The 26,854-nt window shown below is 63.0% G+C and carries 25 protein-coding genes and 1 tRNA gene; 14 read left to right on the forward strand and 12 right to left on the reverse strand.

Annotated elements, in window-relative coordinates; translation table 11 throughout:
• The first annotated feature begins 94 nt into the window (after positions 1-94).
• The 5 genes from AO356_RS21230 to AO356_RS21250 all read left to right on the forward strand — a co-directional run bounded on the left by AO356_RS21230 (position 95) and on the right by AO356_RS21250 (position 6,436).
• Positions 95-1,537, forward strand: a complete 1,443-nt coding sequence (locus tag AO356_RS21230) for a mechanosensitive ion channel family protein (RefSeq protein ID WP_060741411.1) — start codon at positions 95-97, stop codon at positions 1,535-1,537.
• Between the two features lie 180 nt (positions 1,538-1,717).
• Positions 1,718-2,158 (forward strand): carboxymuconolactone decarboxylase family protein, encoded by a 441-nt coding sequence (locus AO356_RS21235; RefSeq protein ID WP_060741412.1) that lies wholly within the window; start codon positions 1,718-1,720, stop codon positions 2,156-2,158.
• A gap of 220 nt (positions 2,159-2,378) precedes the next feature.
• Positions 2,379-2,879 (forward strand): sigma-70 family RNA polymerase sigma factor, encoded by a 501-nt coding sequence (locus AO356_RS21240; RefSeq protein ID WP_060741413.1) that lies wholly within the window; start codon positions 2,379-2,381, stop codon positions 2,877-2,879.
• Between the two features lie 37 nt (positions 2,880-2,916).
• Complete coding sequence (locus tag AO356_RS21245) at positions 2,917-3,900, forward strand: FecR family protein (protein ID WP_060741414.1); 984 nt, start codon at positions 2,917-2,919, stop codon at positions 3,898-3,900.
• 97 nt (positions 3,901-3,997) lie between these two features.
• On the forward strand, positions 3,998-6,436 hold the full coding sequence (locus AO356_RS21250) for a TonB-dependent siderophore receptor (RefSeq protein ID WP_060741415.1): 2,439 nt from the start codon (positions 3,998-4,000) through the stop codon (positions 6,434-6,436).
• Between the two features lie 131 nt (positions 6,437-6,567).
• On the opposite strand, the gene AO356_RS21255 is transcribed toward AO356_RS21250, so the two are convergent.
• Positions 6,568-7,719 carry an MFS transporter gene (locus AO356_RS21255; protein WP_060741416.1) on the reverse strand — a complete coding sequence of 384 codons (1,152 nt, stop codon included), beginning with the start codon at positions 7,717-7,719 and terminating at the stop codon, positions 6,568-6,570.
• A gap of 129 nt (positions 7,720-7,848) precedes the next feature.
• The gene (locus AO356_RS21260) at positions 7,849-8,505 is read right to left on the reverse strand and encodes a carboxymuconolactone decarboxylase family protein (protein ID WP_060741417.1); all 657 of its coding nucleotides are present in this window, start codon (positions 8,503-8,505) and stop codon (positions 7,849-7,851) included.
• A 160-nt stretch (positions 8,506-8,665) separates the two neighbouring features.
• Here AO356_RS21260 and AO356_RS21265 point away from each other — a divergent pair, with 160 nt between their 5' ends.
• The gene (locus tag AO356_RS21265) at positions 8,666-9,658 is read left to right on the forward strand and encodes a diaminopimelate epimerase (RefSeq protein WP_060741418.1); all 993 of its coding nucleotides are present in this window, start codon (positions 8,666-8,668) and stop codon (positions 9,656-9,658) included.
• 199 nt (positions 9,659-9,857) lie between these two features.
• On the opposite strand, the gene codA is transcribed toward AO356_RS21265, so the two are convergent.
• The 5 genes from codA to AO356_RS21290 all read right to left on the reverse strand — a co-directional run bounded on the left by codA (position 9,858) and on the right by AO356_RS21290 (position 15,193).
• Positions 9,858-11,105, reverse strand: a complete 1,248-nt coding sequence (gene codA, locus AO356_RS21270; protein WP_060741419.1) for a cytosine deaminase — start codon at positions 11,103-11,105, stop codon at positions 9,858-9,860.
• Positions 11,106-11,117: 12 nt separating this feature from the next.
• Positions 11,118-12,389, reverse strand: coding sequence for a cytosine permease (gene codB, locus AO356_RS21275; protein ID WP_060741420.1), 1,272 nt, complete (start codon positions 12,387-12,389; stop codon positions 11,118-11,120).
• Between the two features lie 273 nt (positions 12,390-12,662).
• Positions 12,663-13,493, reverse strand: a complete 831-nt coding sequence (locus tag AO356_RS21280; protein WP_060741421.1) for an alpha/beta fold hydrolase — start codon at positions 13,491-13,493, stop codon at positions 12,663-12,665.
• A gap of 180 nt (positions 13,494-13,673) precedes the next feature.
• On the reverse strand, positions 13,674-14,030 hold the full coding sequence (queD, locus tag AO356_RS21285; protein WP_025212792.1) for a 6-carboxytetrahydropterin synthase QueD: 357 nt from the start codon (positions 14,028-14,030) through the stop codon (positions 13,674-13,676).
• 83 nt (positions 14,031-14,113) lie between these two features.
• On the reverse strand, positions 14,114-15,193 hold the full coding sequence (locus AO356_RS21290) for a hypothetical protein (RefSeq protein ID WP_060741422.1): 1,080 nt from the start codon (positions 15,191-15,193) through the stop codon (positions 14,114-14,116).
• A gap of 232 nt (positions 15,194-15,425) precedes the next feature.
• Between AO356_RS21290 and AO356_RS21295 the strand changes: the two genes are divergently transcribed.
• The 6 genes from AO356_RS21295 (at position 15,426) to AO356_RS21320 (ending at position 21,489) form a co-directional block, all read left to right on the forward strand.
• Complete coding sequence (locus AO356_RS21295; RefSeq protein ID WP_060741423.1) at positions 15,426-15,734, forward strand: PepSY domain-containing protein; 309 nt, start codon at positions 15,426-15,428, stop codon at positions 15,732-15,734.
• Positions 15,734-16,045, forward strand: coding sequence for a PepSY domain-containing protein (locus AO356_RS21300; RefSeq protein ID WP_060741424.1), 312 nt, complete (start codon positions 15,734-15,736; stop codon positions 16,043-16,045). Before AO356_RS21295 ends, AO356_RS21300 begins: the two co-directional genes overlap by 1 nt.
• Positions 16,045-16,713 carry a response regulator transcription factor gene (locus tag AO356_RS21305; protein WP_053123507.1) on the forward strand — a complete coding sequence of 223 codons (669 nt, stop codon included), beginning with the start codon at positions 16,045-16,047 and terminating at the stop codon, positions 16,711-16,713. Before AO356_RS21300 ends, AO356_RS21305 begins: the two co-directional genes overlap by 1 nt.
• On the forward strand, positions 16,710-18,023 hold the full coding sequence (locus AO356_RS21310; protein ID WP_060741425.1) for a sensor histidine kinase: 1,314 nt from the start codon (positions 16,710-16,712) through the stop codon (positions 18,021-18,023). Before AO356_RS21305 ends, AO356_RS21310 begins: the two co-directional genes overlap by 4 nt.
• 241 nt (positions 18,024-18,264) lie before the next feature.
• Positions 18,265-19,581 carry a Na+/H+ antiporter family protein gene (locus AO356_RS21315; RefSeq protein WP_162491262.1) on the forward strand — a complete coding sequence of 439 codons (1,317 nt, stop codon included), beginning with the start codon at positions 18,265-18,267 and terminating at the stop codon, positions 19,579-19,581.
• A gap of 228 nt (positions 19,582-19,809) precedes the next feature.
• Positions 19,810-21,489, forward strand: a complete 1,680-nt coding sequence (locus AO356_RS21320) for a methyl-accepting chemotaxis protein (protein ID WP_060741427.1) — start codon at positions 19,810-19,812, stop codon at positions 21,487-21,489.
• Positions 21,490-21,757: 268 nt separating this feature from the next.
• On the opposite strand, the gene yegQ is transcribed toward AO356_RS21320, so the two are convergent.
• Complete coding sequence (yegQ, locus tag AO356_RS21325) at positions 21,758-23,083, reverse strand: tRNA 5-hydroxyuridine modification protein YegQ (protein ID WP_060741428.1); 1,326 nt, start codon at positions 23,081-23,083, stop codon at positions 21,758-21,760.
• Positions 23,084-23,230: 147 nt separating this feature from the next.
• On the opposite strand from yegQ, the gene AO356_RS21330 reads away from it, so the two are divergent.
• Positions 23,231-24,292 (forward strand): AI-2E family transporter, encoded by a 1,062-nt coding sequence (locus AO356_RS21330; RefSeq protein ID WP_060741429.1) that lies wholly within the window; start codon positions 23,231-23,233, stop codon positions 24,290-24,292.
• Here the strand turns inward: AO356_RS21330 and AO356_RS21335 are convergent.
• The 3 genes from AO356_RS21335 to AO356_RS21345 all read right to left on the reverse strand — a co-directional run bounded on the left by AO356_RS21335 (position 24,289) and on the right by AO356_RS21345 (position 25,078).
• A complete protein-coding gene (locus AO356_RS21335; RefSeq protein ID WP_046063464.1) occupies positions 24,289-24,471 on the reverse strand; it encodes a hypothetical protein in 183 nt (60 codons plus the stop codon). The genes AO356_RS21330 and AO356_RS21335 overlap by 4 nt on opposite strands.
• 89 nt (positions 24,472-24,560) lie before the next feature.
• On the reverse strand, positions 24,561-24,755 hold the full coding sequence (locus AO356_RS21340; protein ID WP_003203896.1) for a hypothetical protein: 195 nt from the start codon (positions 24,753-24,755) through the stop codon (positions 24,561-24,563).
• Between the two features lie 247 nt (positions 24,756-25,002).
• Positions 25,003-25,078, reverse strand: a tRNA-Asn gene (locus AO356_RS21345).
• Positions 25,079-25,313: 235 nt separating this feature from the next.
• Here AO356_RS21345 and AO356_RS21350 point away from each other — a divergent pair.
• Positions 25,314-25,541, forward strand: coding sequence for a hypothetical protein (locus AO356_RS21350; protein ID WP_060741430.1), 228 nt, complete (start codon positions 25,314-25,316; stop codon positions 25,539-25,541).
• 110 nt (positions 25,542-25,651) lie between these two features.
• Here the strand turns inward: AO356_RS21350 and AO356_RS21355 are convergent, their stop codons facing one another.
• Positions 25,652-26,848, reverse strand: a complete 1,197-nt coding sequence (locus AO356_RS21355; protein WP_060741431.1) for an amino acid aminotransferase — start codon at positions 26,846-26,848, stop codon at positions 25,652-25,654.
• Positions 26,849-26,854: the final 6 nt, after the last annotated feature.

Genomic DNA, 26,854 nt, shown 5'->3' on the forward strand with positions numbered 1-26,854 from the left:
GCAAGCTCGCTCCCACATGGGGATCTGCGGGGGATCTCTACAGCGTGTTCAAACTGTGCCAATCTTCGCCAATCGCCCTCCTGGAGCTGTCCCGATGCTGTTTCTGATCTCCGAGCACCCGCTGCTCTGTGCCCTGGCGCTGCTGGTGCTCGACCTACTGATGTGGCATCTGGTCAGTGCGGATCGGATCTATTGGAAAGTCGGCGCAAGGCTGGTGATTTTTTCGTTGTTCAGCGTGCTGCTGTTCAATGAAGGTCTGAACCCCATGGTCCCGGCGCAGTGGGTCGAGGATGTGCCGCGACACTTGGCCGCTACTGGTTTGCAGATCACTTGGTGGCTGTTCGCCGCGCGAACCCTCACGGTGCTGATCGTGGCGGCGATGATGCAACGGGTCGGCCACACCGGGCGGTTGTTGCAGGATTTGCTCGGCGCGGTGATTTTCCTGATCGCTGTCATCGCGGCACTGGCCTACGTGCTGGATTTACCGGTCAAGGGTGTGCTGGCCACGTCCGGCGCGATGGCGATCATCGTCGGCCTGGCCTTGCAGAGCACCCTCAGCGACGTGTTCTCCGGAATCGTGCTCAACACCACCAAGCCCTATCAGCTCGATGATTGGATTTCCATCGACGGCACTGAAGGCCGGGTCACCGACATCGATTGGCGGGCCACGCGCTTGCAGACCGCCCAGGGCAGCATGGCGGTGATTCCCAACTCGTTGGCGGCCAAGGCCAAGGTCATCAACTTCAGTCGCCCCAGCGATGTCCATGGCCTGTCCATCAGCATCCAGGTCAGCCCGCATGCGCGGCCACAAACCGTGATCGATGCGTTGGAGCGGGCCATGATCGGCTGTCGTTCCCTGCTCGCCACCCCGGCACCCAGCGTCGCGCTCAAGAGCAGCGGCAGTGGCGGGGCGGAGTATGAAGTCAGCGGGTTCGTCGCCTCCATGGCCCTGAAACGCACGGTGCGCAACCAGTTGTTCGACCTGGCGTTCCGGCATTTGCAGGCGTCGGGCGTGAGCCTGCTGTCCACCAGTGAAAGCGCCACGCCCCAGGCGGTGTCGCGGCCCCGGGCATTGCTGGAAAGCTCGAGCATTTTCTCCACCCTGCGCCAGGATGAGAAAGACACCTTCAGCCAGAACATGACCCTGCAAACTTTCCGCGCCGGCGATGTGATCCTGGCGGCGGGGGAGGTCAGCGATCATCTGTTCATCATCGAGTCAGGGGTGGTCAGTGTCACCCTGATGCGCAACGGCCAGCCACTCGAGGGCGGACGCATGGGGCCGGGGGAAGTGATCGGCGAAGCCGGGATCGTCGCGGATCAGGCGGCCCTGGCGACTTTTTCCGCCAAAACGTTCTGCACCCTGTACCGCATCGAAAACAGCTACCTCAAGCCGTGCCTCGAGGCCCGTCGCGACATCAACGATGCGATGAAAAACCTGCTGGACGTGCGCATGCACCTGGCCCAGAACCTCACCCGCGACCTGCCCAAGCCCGTCGCCAAGAAGCGCTTCCTGCAGTGGCTGCGCAGCCGGGCCTGAAGCCTATCTTGAAGTCCCCATGTCCCTTGTGGCGCCCTCGCCACAAGCGCCTCCAGCCCTCCTTCAGGTAAACCCCGACGCGTTCCCCATTGGCCACCCGAACTTCCCAACAATTGGCTATTTGTACCGCGCCACTGCACGGCTAACGTAGCGCTACACCTCATTGTTCTGGAGTTCACCATGCAACCGCGTATCGATTTCTACACCGCGTCCCCTGACGCTTTCAAAGCCATGCTGGCCCTGGAAAACGCCGCTTCGAACCTGGGCCTGGAGAAGTCCCTGCTGGAGCTGGTCAAGTTGCGCTCCTCGCAGATCAACGGCTGCGCTTTCTGCATCGACATGCACACCGCCGATGCCCGCAAGGGCGGCGAGACCGAACGTCGCCTGTACGCCGTGACCGCCTGGCGCGAAGCGCCGTTCTTCACCGGCCGCGAACGCGCCGCACTGGCCTGGACCGAAGCCCTGACCCGCCTGAGCGACACCCACGCGCCGGACGCCGACTATGCCCTGCTGAGCGAGCATTTCAGCCCCAAGGAAATGGTCGACCTGACCGTGGCGATCAACGCCATCAATGGCTGGAACCGCTTGGCGGTGGGCTTTCGCAAGATGCCTGAGGCGTAGTCGGGCGAAGAAGAAAAAAACCTGTGGGAGCGAGCTTGCTCGCGATAGCGGTCTGATAGTCAATGCACCCTTGACTGACACACCGCCATCGCGAGCAAGCTCGCTCCCACAAAGGTTTATGCCTCAGTTTTAAAGCTTCGGACGACAGGCGCCGTAATAGGTTTGCTTCACATGAATAGTAACCATTACTATTCACGCCCCGTTTCCACAGCGCGCCGCGATGACCCCCAAGCTGCCCCGCAGACCCGGCTTTTTCGAGCATTACGAAGAGTTGATCGGCACCTGGACCCGTCGCCTGCGCAATCGCCAGCAGGCCGAGGACCTGGCCCATGACACCTTCGTGCGGGTGCTTGAGTCCGATTCGAGCGGAGTCGAGCAGCCACGGGCCTATTTGCATCAGACCGCGCGCAACATTGCAGTGGATGGCTATCGGCGCGAAGATCGACGGGGGGCCATGGAAGAGGCTGTCATCGACCCTGGTCAGTCGTTTTCGGGCGACCCGGAGCACTTCATGCACGCGATCCAACTGGCGGACTCCATCGAGCGGGCGCTTGCCGAGCTGCCGGCCAACTGCCGCACGGTGTTCGTCTGGCAGAAGATCGAAGGCCTGACCCAGGCGGAAATCGCCGAGCGCCTGGGCCTGTCAAAAAACATGGTGGAAAAGTATATGATCCGCACCCTGCGGCATCTGCGCGATCGCCTGGACGGACCAGGCCAATGATCCGTCGTCCTCTTCCACCTGAGCCACAGGACCTTCCATGATGGATAGCCGTGAATGCCCGTGCGGGCAGGACAGGGTTCGCGACGCGGCGGCGCAATGGTTCGTGCGTTTGCAAGCGCCCGCCATGAGTGTCGAGGAGCGCCAGCGTTTCGAAGCCTGGCTGGACGAACATGCCAACCACCGTGACGAAATTCAATTGCTCCAGGGGATCTGGAGCGCCACGGACCTGCTGCCCAAGGAACGCCTGCGAGCGCTGTGCGAACCTCCCGCCGAACGGCCCAAGCGTCGGCCGCTGCTGCGCTACGCCGTCGCCGCCGGACTGTTCGCGGTGGCGCTGGGGTTGGGGCTGTTCAGCGGTTTGAGTTCTTCCACCGACTACAGCGGCGAATATGCCACCGCCCTTGGCGAGCGTCGGCATATCGCCTTGCCGGACGGTTCGGTGATCGACCTCAACAGCCGCAGCCGGGTGCGTATTCAATTCGCACACCGTCAGCGCCGGGTGGAACTGGTCGAGGGCGAGGCCCTGTTCAGCGTCGAACACGATGCTGGCCGGCCATTCACCGTCGATGCGGGCAACGGCCAGGTGACGGTGACCGGGACGCGCTTCGATGTGCGCCGCGATGCCGACAAGACCCGGGTGGCGGTGGCGCAGGGCAGCGTCAAGGTCCAGGGCCGCGCCGCGCCCCCGGCTCAGTCGGTCAGCCTGACAGCGGGCCTCGGCACCCAGATCGATGCCCAGGGCAAAGTCGCCACGCCTTACGCGGTCAACATCGAGGCGCTCACCGCCTGGCGCCATGGCAAGCTGGTGTTCAACGACGCGCCGCTCAAGGAGGTGGCTGAAGAAGTCTCTCGTTATCGCACCCAGCCCCTGCGGGTCGGTAGCGCGGCGGTGGGCAACCTGCGCCTGACCAGCGTGTTTCGCGCCGACGACCCCGAGGCGCTGCTCAAGGCGCTGCCGAACATCCTGCCGGTGGCCGTGCGTAACCTGGATGACGGCAGCCAGGAAATAATCGCACGATAGATTCAGGTTTTTTCCGAGTTCTTCGTCTTCTTGTCCAACTGCAACTGGTTTGCATTAACAGACGCGTATTCTTGCGATCAACAGGACAAGGTTCGACGTGAAAACAACCGCCAAAAACAACAACCGTACCCACGTGCGCTGGCTGCCCCTGGCCCTGACCCTGGCGGTCAGCGCCGCTGTGCCCCAGGCGTTCGCCGATCAGGCCGCCACCGCTATTCACATCCAGGCGCAACCGTTGGGGCAAGCCTTGACCCAGCTCGCCCAGCAGACCGCGTTGCAGGTGTTCTTCAGCGCCGAATCGGTGGCCGGCAAACAAGCGCCGGCGGTGGACGGCAACTTGTCCCCGGAAGCGGCCTTGCGCCAATTGCTGCAGGGCAGCGGCCTGCAGTACCAGATCGATAAGGGTTCGGTGACCGTGTCGCCAGCACCTTCGGCGTCCAACGCCGGCCCGCTGGAGCTGGGGGCGACTGAAATCCAGGTGGTCGGTGACTGGCTCGGCGATGCCAACGCCGAAGTGGTGCAGAACCACCCCGGTGCGCGTACGGTGATCCGCCGCCAAGCGATGTTGGAGCAGGGCGCCATGAACCTCGGCGACGTGCTGCGGCGGGTGCCGGGGGTGCAGGTGCAAGACGCCAACGGCACCGGCGGCAGCGATATTTCCCTGAACGTCGGCGTACGTGGCCTGACCTCGCGCTTGTCGCCGCGCTCCACGGTGTTGATCGACGGCGTACCGGCAGCGTTCGCGCCCTATGGCCAGCCGCAACTGTCCATGGCGCCGATTGCCCTGGGCAACCTGGACAGCATCGACGTGGTGCGTGGCGCAGGCTCGGTGCGCTACGGGCCGCAGAACGTTGGTGGGGTGATCAATTTCGTGACCCGTGCCATTCCGCAGAAAGCCACCGGTGAAATCGGCACCACCCTGGAAACCTCCCAGCGCGGCGGCTGGAAGCACATCGACACGGCCTTCCTTGGCGGCACCGCTGACAACGGCCTGGGCGTGGCACTGTTGTATTCGGGCGTCAACGGTAACGGGTATCGCCAGAGCAACAACGGCAACGACATCGACGACGTGATTCTCAAGACCCATTGGGCGCCGACCGATGTCGACGACTTCTCGCTGAATTTCCACTACTACGACGCCAAGGCCGACATGCCCGGCGGCCTGACCCAGGCCCAGTACGACGCGGACCCGTACCAGTCCGACCGCGACTGGGACAACTTCAGTGGCCGGCGCAAGGATGTGTCGTTCAAGTGGATCCGCGAGATCAATGAGCGCACCCGGGCCGAAGTGCTGACCTATTACTCCGACAGCTACCGGGGCAGCACCATCGCCTCCCGGGACCAGCGCAACCTGGTGTCCTACCCGCGCACCTATTACACCTTCGGCATCGAACCCCGGGTGTCCCACGTGTTCGACCTGGGCCCCACCACCCAGGAAGCCAGTGTCGGTTATCGTTACCTCAAGGAAGGCATGCACGAAGAGGCCAGCCGCCTGGCGTTGCGTAATAACGAACCGGTGGTGCGTCCGGGGGCCGATGGCCACGTCTACCAGGACCGTACCGGCGGCACTGAAGCCCACGCGGTGTATATCGATGACAAGATCGATGTCGGCCAGTGGACCATCACCCCGGGCATCCGCTTCGAAAGCATCAGCACCGAATGGCACGACCGCCCGGTACTCGACACCGCCGGCCGCCCCGTGCAGGAGAAACGTCGCAGCATCGACAGCAACGAACCGCTGCCGGCCCTGAGTGTGATGTATCACCTGTCCGATGCCTGGAAGCTGTTCGCCAACTACGAGACCTCGTTCGGCAGCCTGCAATACTTCCAGCTCGGCCAGGGCGGCGACGGCAACAACACCGCCAATGGCCTGAGCCCGGAGAAAGCCAAGACCTACGAGATCGGCACGCGTTACAACGATGACGTGTGGGGCGGGGAAGTGACGCTGTTCTACATCGACTTCGACGACGAACTGCAATACATCAGCAACGACGTGGGTTGGACCAACATGGGCGCGACCAAGCACCAGGGGCTGGAGGCTTCGGTGCACTACGACATGGCTGCGCTCGACCCACGCCTCGAAGGCCTCACCGCCAACGCCGGTTTCACCTACACCCGCGCGACTTACGAAGGCGAGATCCCGAGCTTCAAGGGCCGCGACCTGCCGTTCTATTCCCGCCAGGTGGCCAACCTGGGCCTGCGTTACGAGGTCAATCGCTGGACCTACAACCTCGACGCCTTTGCCCAGTCCAAGCAGCGCTCACCGGGCAACAACGTGAACGCCGATGGCAGCTTCAGCGGCGACTACATCACCGATGGCACCGCCGATGGGCAGTACGGCGACATGCCGGGCTACGTGCTCTGGAACGTGCGCGCCGGCTATGCTTTCGGTGCACAGCTGTCGAACCTGAAAGTCGGCGCCGGGGTGAAAAACCTGTTCGATCACCAGTACTACACCCGTTCCAGCGACAACAACTCGGGCATTTACGTCGGCGCACCGCGTACGTTCTTTGTGCAGGCGAGTGTGGGGTTCTGATCGGGCCAAGGATTGAGTGAGCTTTACGCTGTGGGAGCAAAGCTTGCTCGCGATGCAGGCACCTCGGTCTCAAAAGGACCGCGTCATCTTCATCGCGGGCAAGCCTTGCTCCCACAAGGTCTGTAGAGAATTCAGACCTTCAACACTTTGCCACTGGCCGCAACCGCCACCAGCGAAAACGCAATCAACCCAAACGCAAAGCTCAGGCTGCTGCCATGGGCGACGAAGCCGATCAGCGCCGGACCGGCGAGGATGCCGGCATAGCCGATGGTGGTGATGGCCGGTACGGCGATCGCTTCCGGCATCAGGGTCTGTTTGCCGACGGCGGTGTACAACACCGGCACGATGTTCGAACACCCGGCACCCACCAACGCATACCCCAGCAGCGCCGCTTGCCACATCGGTGCGAGGGTCGCCAGCAGGAACCCCGCGGCGGCGATCGACCCTCCATAGATGATCACGCGTTTGGCCCCCAGGCGATGCACCACCGAGTCGCCGGTCAGGCGGCCGACGGTCATGGTCAGCGCGAAGGCGGCATAACCCAGCCCGGCATAGGCGGTATCCACGGCGCGCTCGGTGGTCAGGAACACGGCGCTCCAGTCCAGCACCGCGCCTTCGGCCAAGAACACGATGAAACAGAGGATGCCAATAAACAGCACCACACCATGGGGAATGGCGAACGCCGGTCCCGAGCTTTCACTGCCGTAGGGCAACAGGTGCGGCGCCGCCTTGAACAACGCCACCAGCAGCACGCCATTGACCACCAGCGTCGCCCCCAGCGGCGAAAGCCCCAGGCCGAGCAGGGCGCTCACGCCGGCCGCGCCAATGATCCCGCCGAGGCTGAACATGCCGTGGAAACCCGACATCATGGTCTTGCCACTGGCCCGCTCGACGATCACCGCTTGCAGGTTCACGGTCGAGTCTACGGTGCCAAGCCCGGCGCCAAACAGGAACAACGCCGCCACCAACCAGGGCAGGGAAGTCATTGTCGCCAGCAACGGCAACGCCAGGCAGATCAGAAGCGTGCCGCCGCTGAGCACCCGACGGCAACCGAACCGGGACGCCAACGCGCCGGAAATCGGCATCGCCAGGATCGACCCGACCCCCAGGCATAACAACAGCAAGCCGAGGGTGCCTTCATCCAGGTTCGCCCGCACCTTGGCATAAGGCACCAGCGGCGCCCAGGCGGCGATGCCGATGCCGGCGATGAGGTAGGCGATGCGGGTGGACATCTGTTCCAGGCGTCCGGGGACAAAGGTGGGCGGGGGCGTGATGGCAGTCATGAAACGTCCTTGGTTTTCGGGCGGTGCAGTGCGGTGGTGCAGGCAGGGGGGCTATGCTTGCATATTCACTGACCGCACCGCGACCCCAAGGTGCCGAAGCCCTGAAGCACCCTCCTTGGACACCGTGGGTCACTGGGCCTTGTACAGCCTGATGCTCACCACCCGGTCTGCCTCCACATCAAAATAAATAAGAGCGATGGGGAATACCTGTTGCTCATCGAAGCACTCAACGATCACGTTTCGGGCTGACGTTGCCTGGGCCGAGAAGCGTCGGGCCTGGCGCAACAATCGCTTGATTTCGGGGGAGACCGGGATGGGCGGGCGGCCCTTGCGCACGCTTTCGCAAAACGCCAGCGTCACTTCTCGTGGCGTTGGTGGTGGGGGTGAGACAAGGCCCGCTTCTTCGAACAGCCGATTGAGTTGATCGGCCGCGGAGACAGCTCTAGGGAAACCGGTGAACGCCGAAGCTTGCACGACCAGCTCGACGATTTCTCCTGGCGCCAGGCCGGACGCCGCGCCGGTCCTGAAATGTACGCTCAAGGGCGGCCCCACCGTGCTGGCCGCGACGATGGCTGCCAGCGTCGCGGCTTCGCGCAAGCGCGAGTCAAGGCCGGGGCGACTCTGCAAATGACCGTAGACGACGCCGACCGCCAACTCGCCGAGCGCCGGTGCGGTATGGAACAGCGCGTCGAGTCGTGCGCCACCGTCCGGCACCAGCTCGATGAAATGTTTTCGGCCTTCGCTGTAGAGCTCGGCCATGGGACTGGAGGGATGTTTACTCTTCATGGGGGCGTCCTTGTGCTGGGAGCTTGCGTGCCTAAAGTACTGGTTCACCAGATAGCTGCGCACCTGTCGAACCTGACAGGTTGCGGCGCAAAGATTTGGCTGTATGAAGCAGGCTTCGCCTAAACTACCGGCCCCTTCTGGCTTTCTCCGGACCCGATGCATGGCACCGTTCTACGACGCACGCGGCAATATCTATGGAGTCGTTTCACCGCAGCAGGCCCGTGACCATGGCATCGATCTGCCTCCGTCGGCCGTCCAGGCCGCGCAGACCCGCGAGTCCTGGGCAGCGGCGGCCGTGCACGCGTTCTGCGCCAGGGCGCCGGGTGAGGCGCCGCCGGATGCCAAGGCTCATCGCAGTGATGGGTTGCTGATTGGCCCGTTCCAGAGTGAACCGCCCTTTGATCTATTGATCGTCAATACCGACGGGACACTGGCCGAGCGCAGCGGCAATGGCCTGACGATTTTCTCCCAGGCCTTGCAAGAGCAGGGCTTGATGGCGGGGACGGGTGATTGCTTGCTGCAGGTTCATCACGATAAATCCGACGGTTTGTCACCGCTGCAAACCTCGGTTCGCGCTGCTGAATTCGAAGGCACCCAAGGCTTCTGGCTGGACCTGGGCAAACCGCTGTTCGGGCCCGGGGCCGTCGGTGCCCAGGACGTCGAGCGTGTGATGTTCAACCAGTGCGATGTCAGCCGTGTGGCGGCGCTTGAACGGTTGAACCCGGCCTGGGGCAACAGCCAATTCGTGAACATTGGCAACCCCCATTGCGTGACGCTGGTGGACGGTGCCGAGGCGTTGCCGAGCAATTCGCAGATGCGCGCTGCGGCGCTGTCGCAAAGCCTGGTTCGCATCGCCTATGCCGCCCCGGGTGGCGCCGGGCTGCCGTGCCCCGCCGGGGTGAATCTGCAATGGGCCCGCCTGGCAGCCGAAGGGCGAATCGCGGCGCGGGTGTTTGAGCGCGGCGAAGGCCCTACCGCGTCTTCGGGTACCAGTGCCAGTGCCGTGGCCAGTGCTGCGTGGCGGGTGGGCTGGGTGAAGGCGGGCGTGGTGAGGGTGGTGATGCCCGGCGGCACGGCGCCGATTTTGCTGGAAGAAGCGGCGGGCGAGTTGGTGCGGGTCAGGTTGTTCGGTGCGGCGCGGCTTGTGCCGTAGGGCGTTCTGGAGATTTTGCGGTGCGGTTCATACCGCTATCGCGAGCAAGCTCGCTCCCACAGGGGCCCTGTGCCGGACTCAACATTTATGTCCACTGAAGATCCCTTGTGGGAGCGAGCTTGCTCGCGATGGCGGCATTACATCCAACATCAATGCAACTGACCCACCGCCGTCGCGAGCAAGTTCGCCCACAGGAGAGTCAGCCTGTCTGCTGCGCAAACTCCACCACCGGCATCTGCCGCTTCATCAGCACTTCGCCATTGCGAATCGAGTAGAGCGGCAAGCCCTGGCTGCGGATCACTTCGTAGTCGCTGTCCGCCGACAGGATCAGCAGGTTCGCCGGGCGGCCGGGTTCCAGCCCGTAGCGCTCGCCCAGGGCCATGGCCTTGGCGCTGTTGTCGGTGACCAGGTCCAGGGCGCTTTGCAGGTTGCGGTAGCCGAGCATGTGGCAGATATGCAGCCCGGCTTCGAGCACACGCAGGATGTTGCCGTTGCCCAGGGGATACCACGGGTCGACGATGGAGTCCTGGCCGAAGCACACGTTCATCCCGGCTTCGAGCAGCTCATTGACCCGAGTGACCCCACGGCGTTTGGGAAAGGTGTCGAAACGCCCCTGCAGGTGAATGCTTTCGGTGGGGCAAGAGACAAAACTGATGCCCGAGTGCCCGAGCAGGCGGAACAGCTTGGCGCAGTAGGCGTTGTCGTAGGAACCCATGGCCGTGGTGTGGCTGGCGGTGACGCGGGCGCCCATGTCACGGCTGCGGGCTTCTTCGGCGAGCACTTCGAGAAAGCGCGAATGCGGGTCGTCGGTTTCGTCGCAATGCACATCCACCAGGCAGCCGGTGCGTTCGGCCAGGTCCATGAGGAATTTCACCGAGCTGACGCCCTGGTCGCGGGTGTACTCGAAGTGGGGAATGCCGCCCACCACGTCGGCGCCCATGCGGATCGCCTCTTCCATCAGTTCGCGGCCATTGCGGTAGGACTCGATGCCTTCCTGGGGAAACGCGACGATCTGCATGTCGATCAGGTGACGGCTTTGCTCGCGCACTTCCAGCATGGCCTTGAGGGCCGTGAGTTCGGGGTCGGTCACGTCGACGTGGGTGCGCACATGCTGGATGCCATGGGCGGCGAGGGTCTGGATGGTTTTCTTGGCGCGGGTGCTGGTGTCTTCCTGGGTGATGGTGGCCTTGCGTTCGCCCCAGCACTCGATGCCTTCGAACAGCGTGCCGCTCATGTTCCAGCGCGGTTCGCCGGCGGTGAGGGTGGCGTCCAGGTGGATGTGTGGTTCGACGAAGGGTGGGACCACCAGGTTGCCGCCGGCATCGAGGTCTTCCGGGCCCAGGCTGGGGGCTTCGGTCTGACGGGCGATGTTGGCGATCAGGCCGTTTTCCAGGTGCAGTTCATGCAAGCCTTCGCGGTTGCGCAGGCGGGCGTTGATGATGTGCATCGGGCAAATCCTTTATAGGTCTTGTAGAGGTGCGTCAGCGGTGCGAATACCCATTACGCCGATCAATAGCACATACGTTAGCGCGCCGGTGGCGATTCCTACCAGTGGCGCGACCCACGGCGAATTGAACGCGGCGACCGTGCCGAGCCCATAGGCGAACAGCCCAGGCCAGTTGAACGCCGGCAACCGGGCTTCGGCCAGGCGTGGATAACGGCCGCGCCAGCGGAAGAAGAAATCGGCCATGATCACCCCGCCAATCGGTGGGATGACGGTGCCCAGCAGAATCAGGTATGGCACCAGCAGATCGTACATACCCAACAGGGCCAGCAGTGTGCCGATCACCGCGCCGCAGAGGGTCACGGTCTTGCGCCGGCGGGTGCGCAGCAGGTTGCAACCGGCCACGGCGAAGTTGTAGATGGTGTTGTCCTGGGTGCTCCAGATGTTGAGCAACAGCATCGCCATCGCCGCCATGGCGAAGCCCTGCAGCAGCAACACTTCGACTACGTCCGGTTGCTGATAGACGATGGCCCCGTAGGCACCGATCAGCACCATCAGGCCGTTGCCCAGGAAGAAGCCGATCAGGCTCGCCAGCACCGCGACCTTCGCCGAGCGGGAGAACCGCGTCCAATTGGTGGCCTGGGTCGCGCCGCTGACGAAGGTGCCGAACACCAGCGTGATGGCGGTGGACCAATCGAGGCTGCTCGTAGGCACCACCGCCAGCAAGCCTTCGAAGCCGCCGACCTTCACCGTCGCCACCCACATCGACAGCATCAGCAGCAACATCATGGCTGGTACGGCGATGTACGAAAGGATTTCCAGCCCGCGATAACCGACGTAGGCGGTGGCGCAGAACCCCAGGCCGAACAGCACCATCAACCCGAGCACGGTGCTCTCGCTCAATTCGAAATACTTGCCCAGCACCACGGCGGCGGTCGCCGTGCCCCAGGCGTACCAGCCGATCTGGGTGAACCCGAGGATCAAGTCACTGAGCTTGCTGCCCACCTCGCCGAAACAGAAACGCCCCATCAACACCGAATTGAGCCCGCTCTTGAAAGCGATGTAACCCAGGCCGGCGGCATAGAGGCCCAGCAGCAGGTTGCCAATCACAATCACGGTGAGCATCTCGGCAAAACCGAACGCCACCCCCAGCTTGCCACCGGCAAACATCGTGGCGGTGAAAAAGGTGAAACCCAGCAGCACCATGGCCGTGGAGGCCAGGCCCTTGCGAGCGTGCAGCGGGACTTCGCTCAGGGGATAGTCATTGCCTGGATCGTTCTGAGTCATGTGGCGGTCCTTGCGGGTGAGGGATGTCGCAAGCGTGCAGCGGCCGTGCCAAGCGGGTGATCGCGAGATTATTTATAGACAATCCTGGGGATTGGGTGGGCGCAGGGATCAAAAGCGGTGCGCGAGTGATTCAAGTTGGAACACAGATCTCATTAGCGACGAGCCCCTGTGGGAGCGAGCTTGCTCGCGATAGCGGTGTGTCAGATAGCATCAAGGTGACTGTCATGTCGCCATCGCGAGCAAGCTCGCTCCCACAGGGGAATGCAGTGTTTTTCAGGTCGGGGAGGACAATGGCAGAAACCGCAACACCGCCGCGACAATGGCCTCCGGCGCGTCCTCCTGAACCAGGTGCCCGGCGTTTGGAACGGGGTGCAATTGTGCCCCCGGGATCAGCCGTTGCAGGGCCCGGCCGCGTTCGATGGGGATCCACTGATCATCCTCGCCCCACAGGATCTGGGTCGGGCAGCGCACGTTCGGATACAGGCCCTCGGCTTCACGGGTGTAGCGTTCGTCCATCTGCGCGATCTGCCGGTAGAACGCCGCCTGGCCCGGTTCGCCCAGCCACGGCTGCACGTAGGGCGCCAGTTCCACGTCCGGGATGTCCCGTTTGATCGCGCCGCGGACATAGGTCGGCACGATGGCCCGCTGAATGTAGTCGGGCAGGCCGCTGAAGGCCGCTTCATGCTGGCGGACATGCTGTACAAAGGGCGAACCCCAGGGCGACAGCGCCACGGGGTCGATCAGGGTCAGGCTGCGATAATCCTTGCCGTTGAGCAGGTGCGTGCGCAGGGCGGTGGCGCCGCCAAAGTCATGGGCCACCACGTCCGGGCAATCCAGGCGCCAATGCTCCAGCAATTGTGCGAGCAACAGGTTTTGCACGCCGAGAGAGACGTCGGCATCGGGTTGCGCGGATTGGCCATACCCCAGCAGGTCGAAGTAATGCACCCGGTGGGTGGCGAAGAACAACGGGGCGATCCGGTGCCACACGTAGGAAGAGAAGGGCGTGCCGTGGACAAACACCAACGGCGGGCCATCGCCGTGGATGGCGTAGCGGATGGGGTGTCCGTTGAAGTCGTAGATTTGATCCAGCGGCCAGTGGGTCATGCTCGATACTCCCCTGAAAATGGCTCAGGGGAGCAAGCATAGGCCAATGCTGACGGGACAGGAAAACACAGTGATGGCAGCCAAGCCTGTGGGAGCGAGCTTGCTCGCGATTGCGGTCTGTCTGTCACCTAGGTGTTGAATGTGCCGCCGTCATCGCGAGCAAGCTCGCTCCCACAGGTTTTATTCGCCGTGGTAGATGCAACCGCTGGTGCAGGTCTCGTGGATGCGGATGGCACTGAGCTCCGGCAGCAACGGCTTCAACTCGTTCCAGATCCACTTGGCCAACACTTCGCTGGTGGGGTTTTCCAGGCCAGGGATGTCGTTGAGGTAGTTGTGGTCCAGACGCTCGTAGAGGGGCTTGAAGATCGCCTTGATCTCCGAGAAGTCGCGAATCCAGCCGGTGTGCGGGTCGATATCGCCGCTCAGGTGGATCGCCACCTTGAACGAGTGGCCATGAAGGCGGCCGCACTTGTGGCCTTCCGGCACGTGGGGCAGGCGGTGGGCGGATTCGAAGGTAAACTCTTTGAAGATTTCCACAGGTTCGGGCTCTTTAAGGTAGCGGTCGCGAGGCAGGCGGCGGAGTTTATCAGTTTGATAACGGCGTTGCGCAACCGTGCTGACTAAAGGGTCAGCAAACGCTCGCCCAAACCGCCGTTGGCCGTCAGCTCGAGGAACTCGTCACCGAGCCGGCGGCTCTCGTCCATCGCCGTGCGCCAATATTTGCGGCGGCTCGGGTCATCGCCCATGAAGCGCTTGAAGTCGTTGCGGTCTGGCAGTTTGCCGTAGGGCAGGCGCGCCAGGTATTCCCGGGACGGTGCCAGCAACAGCACGTCCTGCAGACGGTCGACGTTGCCCCGACGCCACGGCAGGCCCTTGTCGAACCAGCCGGGAATGACCCGGTCGGTGAAATGCGGGTAGAGCACGATGTCCTCGCCGCTGTAGGGCAGGTCGAGGTGATAGTCCAGCAGACCGCCGTCGCGGTAGGTGCCGGCACCGGCGCCCGGCAGGTCGCGCACGCCTTCCATCACCATCGGGATCGAGCCAGACGCCAGCAGGGCCTGGCGCAGGTTGCCGGCGGCCAACGGCACGAAACGCGACGGAAAGTCATTCAACGGATGCAGGGGCGGGGCCAGGCGCGGGTCATGGATGATCAACCGCTCGAAATGCCGCGACAGCCGGGCACGGCCCCGCAGGTTGTCGGCGATCACCGACGACAGCCCCAGGCCCAGCCGGCCGCGATGATCCTGGGCGAGCAGGCCGTGGCTCTTGACCACCATGATGTTGAGCCGGTACCGCGGGTTGTCGAGGATCGAGGTGTCACGGCCGTCGAGCAAGTCATCGAGCATGCGCTGCGAGCTCTGGCTGACACCGGCCATGGTCACGCCTTTGGCGAAGCTTTGTTCGTTGTACAAGGTGCCCAGGCGCCGGATCCCCTCGGCGGCGTCCGGCAGGCAGGCGCTGGCGAAGCGCCAGGCTCCCACCGAGGCCCCGATCAGCGAGCGTTCCCGGGGCGCGGCGGGCAGCCATTCGCCGAACAGCGCCAGGTCCAGCCCTTGGATGCCCAGGGCCTTGGGGCCACCGGCGGCGCCGGGCAGGATACCGACGTCGGCGGCGTTCAAGCCGGCCTGGCGAATCCGTCCGAACGCACGGGGGCCGGCCTTGAGGGTGAGGGCGGGAAACTTGATGTGGATGGCGGTCATACCGGTCTCGAATGCGTACAAGCGGATGATTATAACGACACAAGACCCTGTGGGAGCGAGCTTGCTCGCGATAGCGGCGGCACATCCTGCATCGTTACACGCTGACCCACTGTCATCGCGAGCAAGCTCGCTCCCACATTATTGATGTGGGTTCCATGATGGCGATTCAGTTTCAGTTAAGTTCACCCCGATACAGTCGCCCCCGTGAAAGATTATAAAAAGGAGACAACCCATGAACCGCCTGACTGCCTTTTTCATCGCGACCCTTATGGCCCTAGGTACAAGCCTGGCTCAGGCACGAGACCTGGACGCGGACGAAGCCCGCAAACTGCAAGACGCTGGTACCATCCTGTCCTTTGAAAAACTCAACGCCAAGGCCCTGGCCAAACATCCCGGTTCCACCGTAACCGACACCGAGCTGGAGGAAGAGTACGGCAAGTACCTCTACAAGGTGGATTTGCGCGATGCCAAGGGCGTCGAGTGGGACCTGGAATTGGATGCCGTCAACGGCGAGGTACTCAAGAATCATCAGGATACGTAATGAAGCTTAATCTACGCGCCCATGGTCGATGGGCGCTGGCGCTGCTGGCGTTTTGTTCGCTGGCCATGGCCCGGGACCTGGATCAGGACGAGGCCCTGCAACTGCGTCAGCAGGGCGTGATCCTGCCGCTCGAGCACCTGCTGCAACAGGCGCTGGACCTGCACCCCGGCGCCAAACTGCTGGAAGCCGAGTTGGAGGAGAAACACGGCGTCTATATTTATGAGGTCGAGCTGCTGGACACCGACGGCGTCGTGCGCGAACTGGACCTGGAGGCCACGACCGGCCGCTTACTCAAAGATAAGGAAGACTGATGCGCCTGCTTCTGGTGGAAGATCACGTGCCCCTGGCCGATGAACTGATGGCCGGGCTTGCACGCCAGGGTTACGCCGTCGACTGGCTGGCCGATGGTCGCGATGCGGTGTACCAGGGCAGCAGCGAGCCCTATGACCTGATCATCCTCGACCTCGGCCTGCCGGGCGTGCCGGGGCTCGACGTGTTGGCCCAATGGCGCGCTGGCGGGCTGGCCACGCCGGTGCTGATCCTCACCGCCCGCGGGTCCTGGGCCGAACGTATCGAGGGCCTCAAGGCCGGGGCCGACGACTACCTGACCAAACCCTTTCATCCTGAGGAGCTGCACCTGCGGATCCAGGCGCTGCTGCGCCGCTCCCATGGCCAAGTCAACCAGCCGACGCTCAAGGCTGCCGGATTGCACCTGGACGAGAGCCGCCAATGCGTGGTCCGCGACGGCACCGACATCCAGCTCACGGCGGCCGAATTTCGCCTGTTGCGTTATTTCATGCTGCATCCCGAGCAGATCCTCTCCAAAAGCCATCTCGCCGAACACCTGTACGACGGTGAGACCGAGCGCGATTCCAACGTGCTGGAAGTCCACGTCAATCACCTGCGGCGCAAGCTGGGACGCAGCGTGATCGAAACCCGCCGCGGCCAGGGTTACCTGTTCGGCGGGCAGGCGCAGTGAGATCCATCCAGCGGCGCCTGAGCCTGGGCCTGATCGGTGTGATGGTGGTGGTCGGCCTGGTCCTGGCGCAAACCAGCCTGTGGTTGTTCGAGCTGGGCCTGCAGCGTTACCTGGAAGCGGGGCTGCGTAACGACAGCGAGAACCTGCTGGTGGCCCTGGTGCGCGGCCCGCAGGGCTTGCAATTGGATGAGCGCCGCCTGTCGCCGGCCTATCAGCGGCCGTTTTCCGGGCATTATTTCCGCATCGATTTTGCCGATGCGCACTGGCGTTCCCGCTCCCTGTGGGACCAGGAGTTGCCTCGGCTCGACCACCCCGGCCTGCACAGCAACCTGCAACTGGGGCCCGAGGGCCAGAAGCTGCTGGTGCTGCGTACCGATTATCGACGGCTGGGCCAGGCGATTTCCATCAGCGTGGCCCAGGACTACACCCCCGTGCGTGACAGCTTCCGCCGGATGCAACAGATCGGCCTCGGGCTCGGGTTGGCGGGGCTGTTGCTGATTCTGTTGCTGCAACGCATCACCGTGCGCCGAGCCTTGCGTCCGCTGGACCGCGCCCGGGAGCAAATTGCCCAGTTGCAGCGCGGGCAACGTTCGCAACTCGACGAACAGGTGCCACGGGAGTTGGAACCGCTGGTGACGCAGATCAACCATCTGCTGGCCCACACCGAAGACAGCCTCAAGCGTTCGCGCAATGCCTTGGGTAACCTCGGCCACGCCTTGAAAACCCCACTGGCGGTGCTGCAAAGCCTGGCGTCGAACGAGAAGCTCGACCCTTATCCCGAGTTGCGCAAACTGTTGCTCGATCAACTGGAGCAGGTCCGCCAGCGCTTGAACCGCGAACTCAACCGCGCCCGCCTGTCCGGCGATGCCTTGCCCGGCGCGCACCTGGACTGCGACGCCGAATTGCCGGGGTTGCTGGCCACGCTGAACATGATCCACGGTGAACACCTGCACCTGAGCTATGTCGCCCCGCCAGGCCTGCACCTGCCCTGGGACCGTGAAGACCTGCTGGAATTGTTGGGCAACCTGCTGGACAACGCCTGCAAATGGGCCGATGCCGAGGTCCGCCTGACCATGACCGAGACGGCCGAGGGTTTCAGCCTGGCCGTGGAGGACGACGGCCCGGGCATCCCCGCGGACCGCCGCGACCAGGTGTTCAGCCGCGGCACGCGGTTGGATGAACAGACCGATGGACACGGCCTGGGCCTGGGCATCGTGCGGGACATCGTCGACACCTGGGGCGGAATGCTGGCGTTGGACGACAGCGAGTGGGGTGGATTGAAGGTCGTGATCGAGCTGCCCAAGCGCTGATCTCACGGCACCGTCCCCCTGTGGGAGCGAGCTTGCTCGCGATGGCGTCCGTTCAGCCACATGGATAGCCACCGATAGATTGCTATCGCGAGCAAGCTCGCTCCCACAGGGCGGCGGTGGTCGTCAATATTGCGAGACTTGAAAACCCGCCCCACGGCCCTTGCAGCTTGCCGCCGCTTGCTGCAAAGTCGCGACCTTTTTGTCCGGTGGCTTTCCATCGCTGTGCTTTGAGGTAACGATGATAAATGCAGTAATTGCCGCGGTTGGCGTCATGCTGGTGCTCAGCCTGTCCCGCGTGCATGTGGTGATCGCGCTGATTATCGGCGCGTTGGTGGGTGGCCTGACGGGTGGCCTGGGGATCGAGGCGACGCTCAAGGCGTTCAATGCCGGCCTGGGTGGCGGTGCGACGGTGGCGCTGTCCTACGCCTTGCTCGGCGCTTTCGCCGTGGCGATTGCCAAGTCTGGCATGGCCCACGCCCTGGCGGACAAAGCCCTGGCCCTGGTGGATCGCCAGGACGCCGCCGGTGGCACGGGCGTCAAGTGGGTGCTGATCGGCCTGCTGGGGACGGTCGCGGTCGCCTCCCAGAACATTCTGCCGATCCATATCGCCTTCATCCCGTTGCTGGTGCCGCCGCTGCTCTATGTGCTGACCAAGTTGCAACTGGACCGCCGCTTGATCGCCTGCGTCATGACCTTCGGCCTGATCACCCCTTACATGTTCCTGCCGGTGGGCTTCGGCAATATCTTTCTCAATGAAATCCTGCTGGCCAACATCGCCCGCAGCGGCGTGGACGTCAGTGGCATCAACGTCACCCACGCCATGGGCATTCCGGCGCTGGGCATGGTGTTCGGCCTGCTGCTGTCGTTGTTCAGCTACCGCAAGAAACGCGTCTACGACCTGAAGAGGATCGCCCGGGTCGAGCAGGTGGCGGTGCGCTACAACCCCATGACCCTGCTGGTGGCGGGGCTGGCGATTGTCGCGGCGTTCGCCATCCAGCTCCTGGTCGACTCGATGATCATCGGCGCCCTGGTCGGCTTCCTGATTTTCTCGGTATCGGGTGTGGTGCGCTGGCGCGAGACCGACGACCTGTTCACCGAAGGCATGAAGATGATGGCGATGATCGGCTTCATCATGATCGCCGCCTCGGGCTTTGCCGAAGTGATGAAGGCCACCGGTGAAGTCCAGAGCCTGGTGGAAACCTCGGCGGCCTGGATCGGCCACAACAAGGGCATCGGCGCGCTGATGATGTTGTTGGTGGGGCTGCTGGTGACCATGGGCATCGGCTCGTCGTTTTCCACGGTGCCGATCCTGGCGACGATTTTCGTGCCGCTGTGCCTGCAACTGGGCTTCAGTCCGCTGGCGATCGTCTGCATCGTCGGCACCGCCGGCGCCCTGGGCGATGCTGGCTCGCCCGCTTCGGACTCGACCCTGGGCCCGACCTCCGGCCTGAACATCGACGGCCAGCACCATCACATCTGGGACACCGTGGTCCCGACCTTCATCCACTACAACCTGCCGCTGCTGGCGTTTGGTTGGGTGGCGGCGATGGTGTTGTAGCCTCGAGACCGAATCGCTTCAATCGCGAGCAAGCTCGCTCCCACAGTGGATCGGTGTGAACACAAGCATTGTGGACGCCGCCGAACCCTGTGGGAGCGAGCTTGCTCGCGATGAGGCCCTTGAATTCAGCGACCCAGCCAACGGGCCGTTCACCTTGTCCTACAGTTTTGCCGTGCGGTGCCGTTAATACAGCTAACCACGCCAATAACACCTACAAGAGTGAACAGCATGCGCCTGAGCCTGAAGGCTAAAGTCCTGTCCCTTGCGATACTGCCGGTATTGCTGTCCGCCGTGATCATCAGCCTGACCACGGCTTTCATCTTGAAGGAGCAAGCTAGCAAAGAGGTCCAGCAGACCCGCGAACGCCTGCTCAGCGAGGCCAAGGCCACGCTGCAGAACTACGTGGCGGTGGGCCTCACCGCCATCAAGCCGCTCTACGATGCCGCCGCGCCTGGCGATAACGAGGCGCGTGCCCAGGCGATCAAGTTGCTGTCGAATATCAGCTATGGCAAGGACGGCTACTTCTTCGGCTACGACTCCGAGACCATTCGTCTGTTCAAGGCCAACAGCCCCGATGGCGTGGGCAAGAGTTTCAAGGACAACCGCGACCCGAACGGTGTCTACGTCAACCGTGACCTGGTGAAAGTCGCCAAGGACGGAACGCATTATCTGGAATACAGCTCGCCACTGCCCGGCAGCAATGACCTGGTGCCCAAGCTTGGCTACACCGAATACCTGCCCAAGTGGGACCTCGCGGTCGGTAGCTCGGTCAACCTGGATGGTATCGAAGCCCAGGTGGCACTGGTGGAGGCCAAGGTCCACGATCGCCTGCAAGGCGTGATCTTGAGCATCGTCGGGATTGCCGCGGTGGTGTTGCTGGTGATTGCGGTGGTGGGCCTGGTGCTCGCCAACACGATCCTGCGTCCCCTGCACCTGATGAAGGACAACCTCGACGACATCGCCGCGGGCGAGGGTGACTTGACCCGTCGGCTGACCATCACCAGCCAGGACGAGCTTGGCCAACTGGCCGGTTCGTTCAACCGCTTCGTCGACAAGATCCATGGCCTGGTACGGCAGATCACCGACATGACTTCGCAACTGACCGGCCTGGTGACACAAGTTTCCGAGCAGGCCCAGCGCTCCGAGCAGGCCATGGAACGTCAGCGCCACGAAACCGATCAGGTTGCCACGGCGATCAACGAGATGTCCTCGGCTGCCCAGGAAGTCGCCCGCAGTGCCCAGGGCGCCGCCGTCGCGGCCCAGCAGACCGACGAAGAAGGCCAGTCCGCCAAGCGCGTGGTGGCCGGCAGCATCCAGCAGATTCATGCGTTGGTGAACGATATCCGCAGCAGCGGCGTGTCCCTGGACAGCCTGCAGCAGGACGTGGCCTCGATTGTCAGTGTGCTCGGGGTGATTCGTTCGATTGCCGAGCAGACCAACCTGCTGGCCCTCAACGCCGCCATCGAGGCCGCGCGTGCCGGTGAGGCGGGGCGTGGGTTCGCGGTGGTGGCCGATGAAGTGCGGGCCCTGGCCAGCCGGACCCAGCAGAGTACCCAGGAAATCCAGGGCATGATCGACCGTCTGCAATCCGGCACCCACGCGGCGGTGGAAGCGATGCGCCGTTCCAGTGAGGCCGGCGATGGCACCTCGGAGCGGGCCAACGAGGCGGGCGCCTCCCTCGACACCATGGCGCAGCTGATCGGCACCATCAACTCGATGAACGCCCAGATCGCCAGCGCCGCGGAAGAGCAGACCGCGGTGGCCGAGGAAATCAACCGCAGCGTGCATCAGATCGCCGTGGCCGTGGACAGCGTCGCCGACGAAACCCAGCTCGGTGCCCAGACCTCCCGCAGCCTGGCCGACCTGGGCCAGCGCCTGGGCAAATTGGTGGGGCAGTTCCGAATCTGACCTGACTCTCAGGAGCTGCCGAAGGCTGCGATCTTTCGCTCTCGATCCAGATGTTTTCACCTGGGCAACCGGGTCTTATCGGGAAAGAAGGATCGCAGCCTTCGGCAGTTCCTGCCGGGCTCAACAGGCGCCAACACAACAAAACCCTGTGGGAGCGAGCTTGCTCGCGATAGCGTCAGATCAGCCAGTATTCATTTGACTGACACACCGCTATCGCGAGCAAGCTCGCTCCCACAGTTGTTCTGCGGCACCTGGATCAGCGCCAGTGCTACGGCTCACGCACATCCCGCATCAACAACCCAAACCGTAGATCCACCGCATCCGGGATCGGCACGTACACCACATGCCCATCCCCCGGTGCCACCTCTATGCTCTTGCCGTTGATGTTCTGCAATTGGTGCAGGTCGAAGTGGAAGTTTCCCTTGGGGGTCATCAGTTCCATGTGATCCCCCAGGCCGAAGCGGTTCTTGACCCGCACTTCAGCCAGGCGTTCGCGCCGCTCGCCGGTCAGTTCGCCGACGAACTGCTGGCGCTCCGAGACTGAGCTGCCGTTCTGGTAATTCTGGTATTCGTCGTGCACGTGGCGCCGTAGAAAACCTTCGGTATAGCCACGCTGGGCCAGGGACTCCAGGTCGGTCATCAGGCTGCGATCGAATTCCCGACCGGCCACCGCGTCATCGATGGCCCGGCGATACACCTGGGTGGTGCGCGCGCAATAGAAGTGCGACTTGGTCCGGCCTTCGATCTTCAACGAATGCACGCCCATGCGCGCCAGGCGTTCGACGTGTTGCACGGCCCGCAGGTCCTTGGCATTCATGATGTAGGTGCCGTGCTCGTCCTCGAAGGCTGGCAGGGAGGCGTCCGGGCGGTTGGCTTCCTGGAGCAGAAACACCTGGTCGGTGGGCGCGCCGAGGCCCAGGGTCGGTTCGGGTGGATAGCTTTGCACAATGTCGCCCACGACGTTTTCCACCGCCGGTTGCGCCGAGTACTTCCAGCGACAGGCATTGGTGCAACTGCCCTGGTTGGCATCACGCTTGTTCATGTAACCCGAGAGCAGGCAGCGCCCGGAGTAGGCCATGCACAGCGCCCCATGGACGAACACTTCCAGCTCCATGGCCGGCACCTGCTCGCGGATCTCGGCGATTTCCTCCAGGGACAACTCCCGGGACAGGATGATCCGGCTCAAGCCCTGCTGCTGCCAGAACTCGACGCTCGCCCAATTGACGGTGTTGGCCTGCACGGACAGGTGGATTGGCATCTGTGGAAAGTGTCGACGAACCAGCATGATCAATCCCGGGTCGGACATGATCAATGCGTCCGGCGCCATGGCGATCACCGGCTCCAGGTCCTTGAGGAACGTGCGCAGCTTGGCGTTGTGCGGGGCGATGTTCACCACTACGTAGAAGCGCTTGCCCATGGCCTGGGCCTCGGCAATGCCCAAGGCCAGGTTCGCGTGGTCGAATTCGTTGTTGCGCACCCGCAGGCTGTAGCGCGGCTGGCCGGCGTACACCGCATCGGCACCGTAGGCGAAGGCATAGCGCATGTTTTTCAGGGTGCCGGCGGGCGCCAGCAGTTCGGGGGCGGCGAGGGTCATGGTGGGGTCAGGTCGCAAAAAGCGGGGAGGCTACGCCAGGGTCGGCCAGGCCTCATTGACCTGAATCAATGTGCAGCGCAAACGTGAAGGCACTCCGGCGAGTCCTGGCGGACTAATGTGTATCCCGCCTTTGGACATGGAAAGCTGATGAATCGAAAGATGCTGCAAAACAAAGCCCAGATGTTGCTCCTGGTGCTGGTCACGGTCGCCTTCATCTGGATTCTGCTGCCATTTTACGGTGCGGTGTTCTGGGCGGTCATCCTGGGTATCGTCTTTGCGCCGATGCAGCGCCGCCTGCAGTTGAAGTTCGGCTGGCACCGCAATGTCACCTCGCTGGTCACGTTGAGCATTTGTGTGGTCTGCGCGATCTTGCCGGTGATCATCATCAGTACCTTGTTGGTCCAGGAGGGCGCGGCGCTGTACAAGAGCCTGGAAAGCGGCGAGCTGGACATTGCCGATTACCTGGCTCGCTTCAAGGATGCCTTGCCACCGTACTTCCAGCACCTGCTGGACCGCTTCGGCCTGGGCAACCTGAACGGCTTGCGCGACAAGATCGTCAAGAGCGCGATGCAGGGCAGCGAGTTCTTCGCCACCCAGGCCTTCAGTTTCGGCCAGGGCACCTTTCAGTTCCTGGTCAGCTTCTTCGTGATGATCTATCTGCTGTTCTTCTTTCTGCGCGACGGTGCGGAACTGGTGCGCAAAGTGCGCATGGCCGTTCCCCTGGGGGAACATCAAAAGCGCCGCCTGCAGTTGAAATTCAATCGGGTGGTGCGGGCCACGGTGAAGGGCAACCTGCTGGTCGCCATCAGCCAAGGTGCGTTGGGTGGGCTGATCTTCTGGATCCTGGGGATTCCGACGGTATTGCCATGGGCGGTGCTGATGGCGTTCCTGTCGTTGTTGCCGGCGGTGGGGGCGGGCCTCGTCTGGGCACCGGTGGCGGTGTACTTCCTGCTCTCGGGGGCAATCTGGCAGGGCGTGGTGCTGACGCTGTTCGGGGTGTTCGTGATCGGTCTGGTGGACAATTTCCTGCGGCCGATCCTGGTGGGCAAGGACACCAAGATGCCTGACTACATGGTGCTGGTCTCGACACTGGGTGGGCTGGCGGTGTTCGGGCTGAACGGCTTCGTGATCGGGCCGCTGATCGCCGCGCTGTTCATGTCCTGTTGGGCCTTGTTCGTCGAGAGCACGCCGCGTGTGCAGTTGCCCTAGGCCCTCAGCAGGTAGGGCCCGATGCGTTGCGACAGTGCCTGGGCGGCGGGCAGTGAAGTCAGCGGGCCGCTGATGGTCACGCCGTCCTGCACCAGGTACCAGCAGGCCAGCAACCCGAGCTCCCGGAGTGGGGCGGGGACGGCGCTGCCAATGACAGACATGATTTGAACCTTGGGCATGGGAAACCTCCATCAATCGATGGGGCTACCTTACGGCTCAGGGGGAAGGACGGAAAATCAACTGGCTCAATAGTAGGAATCGATGCCGCTCAATCGACGACCAGATCGAGCATGTGCACCACTTCCTGCTCGTTGAGCAGGCCCTTGCGCACCAGGTTTTCCGCCAGCAGGGAAAGGAACTTGGCGCTGCGGTGGCCTTCCAGTTGCTTGAGTTCGGTCAGTACGTTGTACACCTTGCTGGAGGTGCACAGGCCGACAATGCGGTGAGGATTTTGCGTGGGCATAGCTTCGTCCTTGTTGTTTTGAAGCTGTTGTTGGCGGACAGTGCCAGTTTGCGGCCCTGTCATGACGCTCACGTGACAGCTTGGGTTGTCGGAAAAAGAAAGCAGGATCCGGACCATATTGCCTTTTTGGCGCCGGATTATTGTTCCGGCAGCGACCTCGGCCAGACTTATATGGCCATCCACCTGTTTTTCGCCCACAAAAAAGCCCCTGGATCTTTCGATTCAGGGGCTTTTTGGTGTTGCTGTCTGGCTCCACGACCTGGACTCGAACCAGGGACCCAGTGATTAACAGTCACTTGCTCTACCAACTGAGCTATCGCGGAATGGCGCGTATGTTACTGATTGGAAAAGAGAAGTCAAGCGTCTATTGGCGGACGGCGCATTCCTGATGCCCATTGACGCTCAATCAGCGATTGGCAGTTACCGCAAGGGCGGGAGAGGGCTACCATGGTTGCCCGGAAGTGGCAGGACGCGCTGCCGGCCATTCGCCGACATTGAGGTACGTGCCATGAACCACCTGTTACCACTTCACACAGCCCGTTGCGCCGAGGTGTGCTTGTGAGCACCGCCCAGATCAGTTTGCCCAAGGGGGTGGGGCCGCACGCCGAGAAACTGTACGACGCCATCGCCCAGGCGAGCACGGCCGAAGAACTGAACCGCGCTGGCGGCAAGGCCGAGGGTTTTGTCCTGGGGCTGGAAAGTACCAAGGCGATCAAGAGCCAGGTGGCCGAGTCGTTGTATGTCATCTATGACGATGCGGCGAGCCAGCGGGCGACGGAGTTGTAGTTTCGATCTGGTGCTTTTGTGGCGAGGGAGCAAGCTCCCTCGCCACGGGTCGGTGTGAGCACTCAAAAAAACGGGAAGCCATGGCTTCCCGTTCTTCATTCCAGCGATCTTCAGATCACCTGGACAATAGCCTTGGTCACCGCATCGATGTTGTTCTGGTTCAGCGCGGCCACGCAGATGCGGCCGGTGTCCAGGGCGTAGATGCCGAACTCGTTGCGCAGGCGCATCACTTGTTCAACGCTCAGGCCGGAGTAGGAGAACATCCCGCTCTGACGGGCGACGAAGCTGAAGTCGTGCTGCGGGGCGGCCTTGGCCAGCATGTCGACCATCTGGTCGCGCATGCCGCGAATGCGCAGGCGCATTTCGGCCAGTTCGGCTTCCCACTGTGTCCGCAGCTCCGGGCTGTTGAGCACGGCGGCGACGATGCTGGCGCCATGGGTGGGCGGGTTGGAATAGTTGGTGCGGATCACGCGCTTGACCTGGGACAGCACACGGGCGCTTTCTTCTTTCGATTCGCTGACGATCGACAGGGCGCCGACGCGCTCGCCGTACAGCGAGAACGACTTGGAGAACGAGCTGGAGGCAAAGAAGGTCAGTCCCGATTCGGCGAACAGGCGCACGGCCGCCGCGTCTTCGTCGATACCGGCGCCAAAGCCCTGGTAGGCCATGTCCAGGAACGGTACGTGGTTCTTGGCCTTGACCACGGCCAGCACGTTTTTCCAGTCTTCCGGGTTCAGGTCCACGCCGGTCGGGTTGTGGCAGCAGGCGTGCAGCACAACGATCGAGCGATCGGGTAGGGCGTTGAGGTCTTCCAGCAGGCCGCTGCGGTTCACGTCGTGGGTGGCGGCATCGTAGTAGCGGTAGTTCTGCACCGGGAAGCCGGCGGTTTCAAACAGGGCGCGGTGGTTCTCCCAGCTCGGGTCGCTGATGGCCACGACCGCGTCAGGCAGCAGTTGCTTGAGGAAGTCGGCACCGATCTTCAATGCGCCAGTGCCGCCCACGGCCTGGGCGGTGACGACGCGACCGGAGGCGATCAGCGGCGAATCCTTGCCGAACAGCAGGGTCTGCACAGCCTGGTCGTAGGCGGCGATGCCGTCGATCGGCAAGTAACCACGGGAAACGTGCTGAGCCACGCGAATCGTCTCGGCCTCGACCACGGCGCGCAGGAGTGGAATGCGCCCCTCCTCGTTGCAGTAAACACCTACACCCAGGTTGACCTTATTGGTACGGGTGTCGGCGTTGAAAGCTTCGTTGAGGCCCAGGATGGGATCGCGGGGTGCCAATTCGACAGCGGAAAACAGGCTCATTAGTGC

The organism is Pseudomonas fluorescens, from assembly GCF_001307275.1.
Taxonomy (GTDB): domain Bacteria; phylum Pseudomonadota; class Gammaproteobacteria; order Pseudomonadales; family Pseudomonadaceae; genus Aquipseudomonas; species Aquipseudomonas fluorescens_AA.

What these genes read in the sequence shown, in the direction of transcription:
- AO356_RS21230 (WP_060741411.1), top strand. Translation starts at nt 95, where the DNA reads ATGCTGTTTCTGATCTCCGAGCACCCGCTGCTCTGTGCCCTGGCGCTG.
- AO356_RS21235 (WP_060741412.1), top strand. Translation starts at nt 1,718, where the DNA reads ATGCAACCGCGTATCGATTTCTACACCGCGTCCCCTGACGCTTTCAAA.
- AO356_RS21240 (WP_060741413.1), top strand. Translation starts at nt 2,379, where the DNA reads ATGACCCCCAAGCTGCCCCGCAGACCCGGCTTTTTCGAGCATTACGAA.
- AO356_RS21245 (WP_060741414.1), top strand. Translation starts at nt 2,917, where the DNA reads ATGATGGATAGCCGTGAATGCCCGTGCGGGCAGGACAGGGTTCGCGAC.
- AO356_RS21255 (WP_060741416.1), bottom strand. Translation starts at nt 7,719, where the DNA reads ATGACTGCCATCACGCCCCCGCCCACCTTTGTCCCCGGACGCCTGGAA.
- AO356_RS21260 (WP_060741417.1), bottom strand. Translation starts at nt 8,505, where the DNA reads ATGAAGAGTAAACATCCCTCCAGTCCCATGGCCGAGCTCTACAGCGAA.
- AO356_RS21265 (WP_060741418.1), top strand. Translation starts at nt 8,666, where the DNA reads ATGGCACCGTTCTACGACGCACGCGGCAATATCTATGGAGTCGTTTCA.
- codA (WP_060741419.1), bottom strand. Translation starts at nt 11,105, where the DNA reads ATGCACATCATCAACGCCCGCCTGCGCAACCGCGAAGGCTTGCATGAA.
- codB (WP_060741420.1), bottom strand. Translation starts at nt 12,389, where the DNA reads ATGACTCAGAACGATCCAGGCAATGACTATCCCCTGAGCGAAGTCCCG.
- AO356_RS21280 (WP_060741421.1), bottom strand. Translation starts at nt 13,493, where the DNA reads ATGACCCACTGGCCGCTGGATCAAATCTACGACTTCAACGGACACCCC.
- AO356_RS21290 (WP_060741422.1), bottom strand. Translation starts at nt 15,193, where the DNA reads ATGACCGCCATCCACATCAAGTTTCCCGCCCTCACCCTCAAGGCCGGC.
- AO356_RS21295 (WP_060741423.1), top strand. Translation starts at nt 15,426, where the DNA reads ATGAACCGCCTGACTGCCTTTTTCATCGCGACCCTTATGGCCCTAGGT.
- AO356_RS21300 (WP_060741424.1), top strand. Translation starts at nt 15,734, where the DNA reads ATGAAGCTTAATCTACGCGCCCATGGTCGATGGGCGCTGGCGCTGCTG.
- AO356_RS21305 (WP_053123507.1), top strand. Translation starts at nt 16,045, where the DNA reads ATGCGCCTGCTTCTGGTGGAAGATCACGTGCCCCTGGCCGATGAACTG.
- AO356_RS21320 (WP_060741427.1), top strand. Translation starts at nt 19,810, where the DNA reads ATGCGCCTGAGCCTGAAGGCTAAAGTCCTGTCCCTTGCGATACTGCCG.
- yegQ (WP_060741428.1), bottom strand. Translation starts at nt 23,083, where the DNA reads ATGACCCTCGCCGCCCCCGAACTGCTGGCGCCCGCCGGCACCCTGAAA.
- AO356_RS21330 (WP_060741429.1), top strand. Translation starts at nt 23,231, where the DNA reads ATGAATCGAAAGATGCTGCAAAACAAAGCCCAGATGTTGCTCCTGGTG.
- AO356_RS21335 (WP_046063464.1), bottom strand. Translation starts at nt 24,471, where the DNA reads ATGCCCAAGGTTCAAATCATGTCTGTCATTGGCAGCGCCGTCCCCGCC.
- AO356_RS21340 (WP_003203896.1), bottom strand. Translation starts at nt 24,755, where the DNA reads ATGCCCACGCAAAATCCTCACCGCATTGTCGGCCTGTGCACCTCCAGC.
- AO356_RS21355 (WP_060741431.1), bottom strand. Translation starts at nt 26,848, where the DNA reads ATGAGCCTGTTTTCCGCTGTCGAATTGGCACCCCGCGATCCCATCCTG.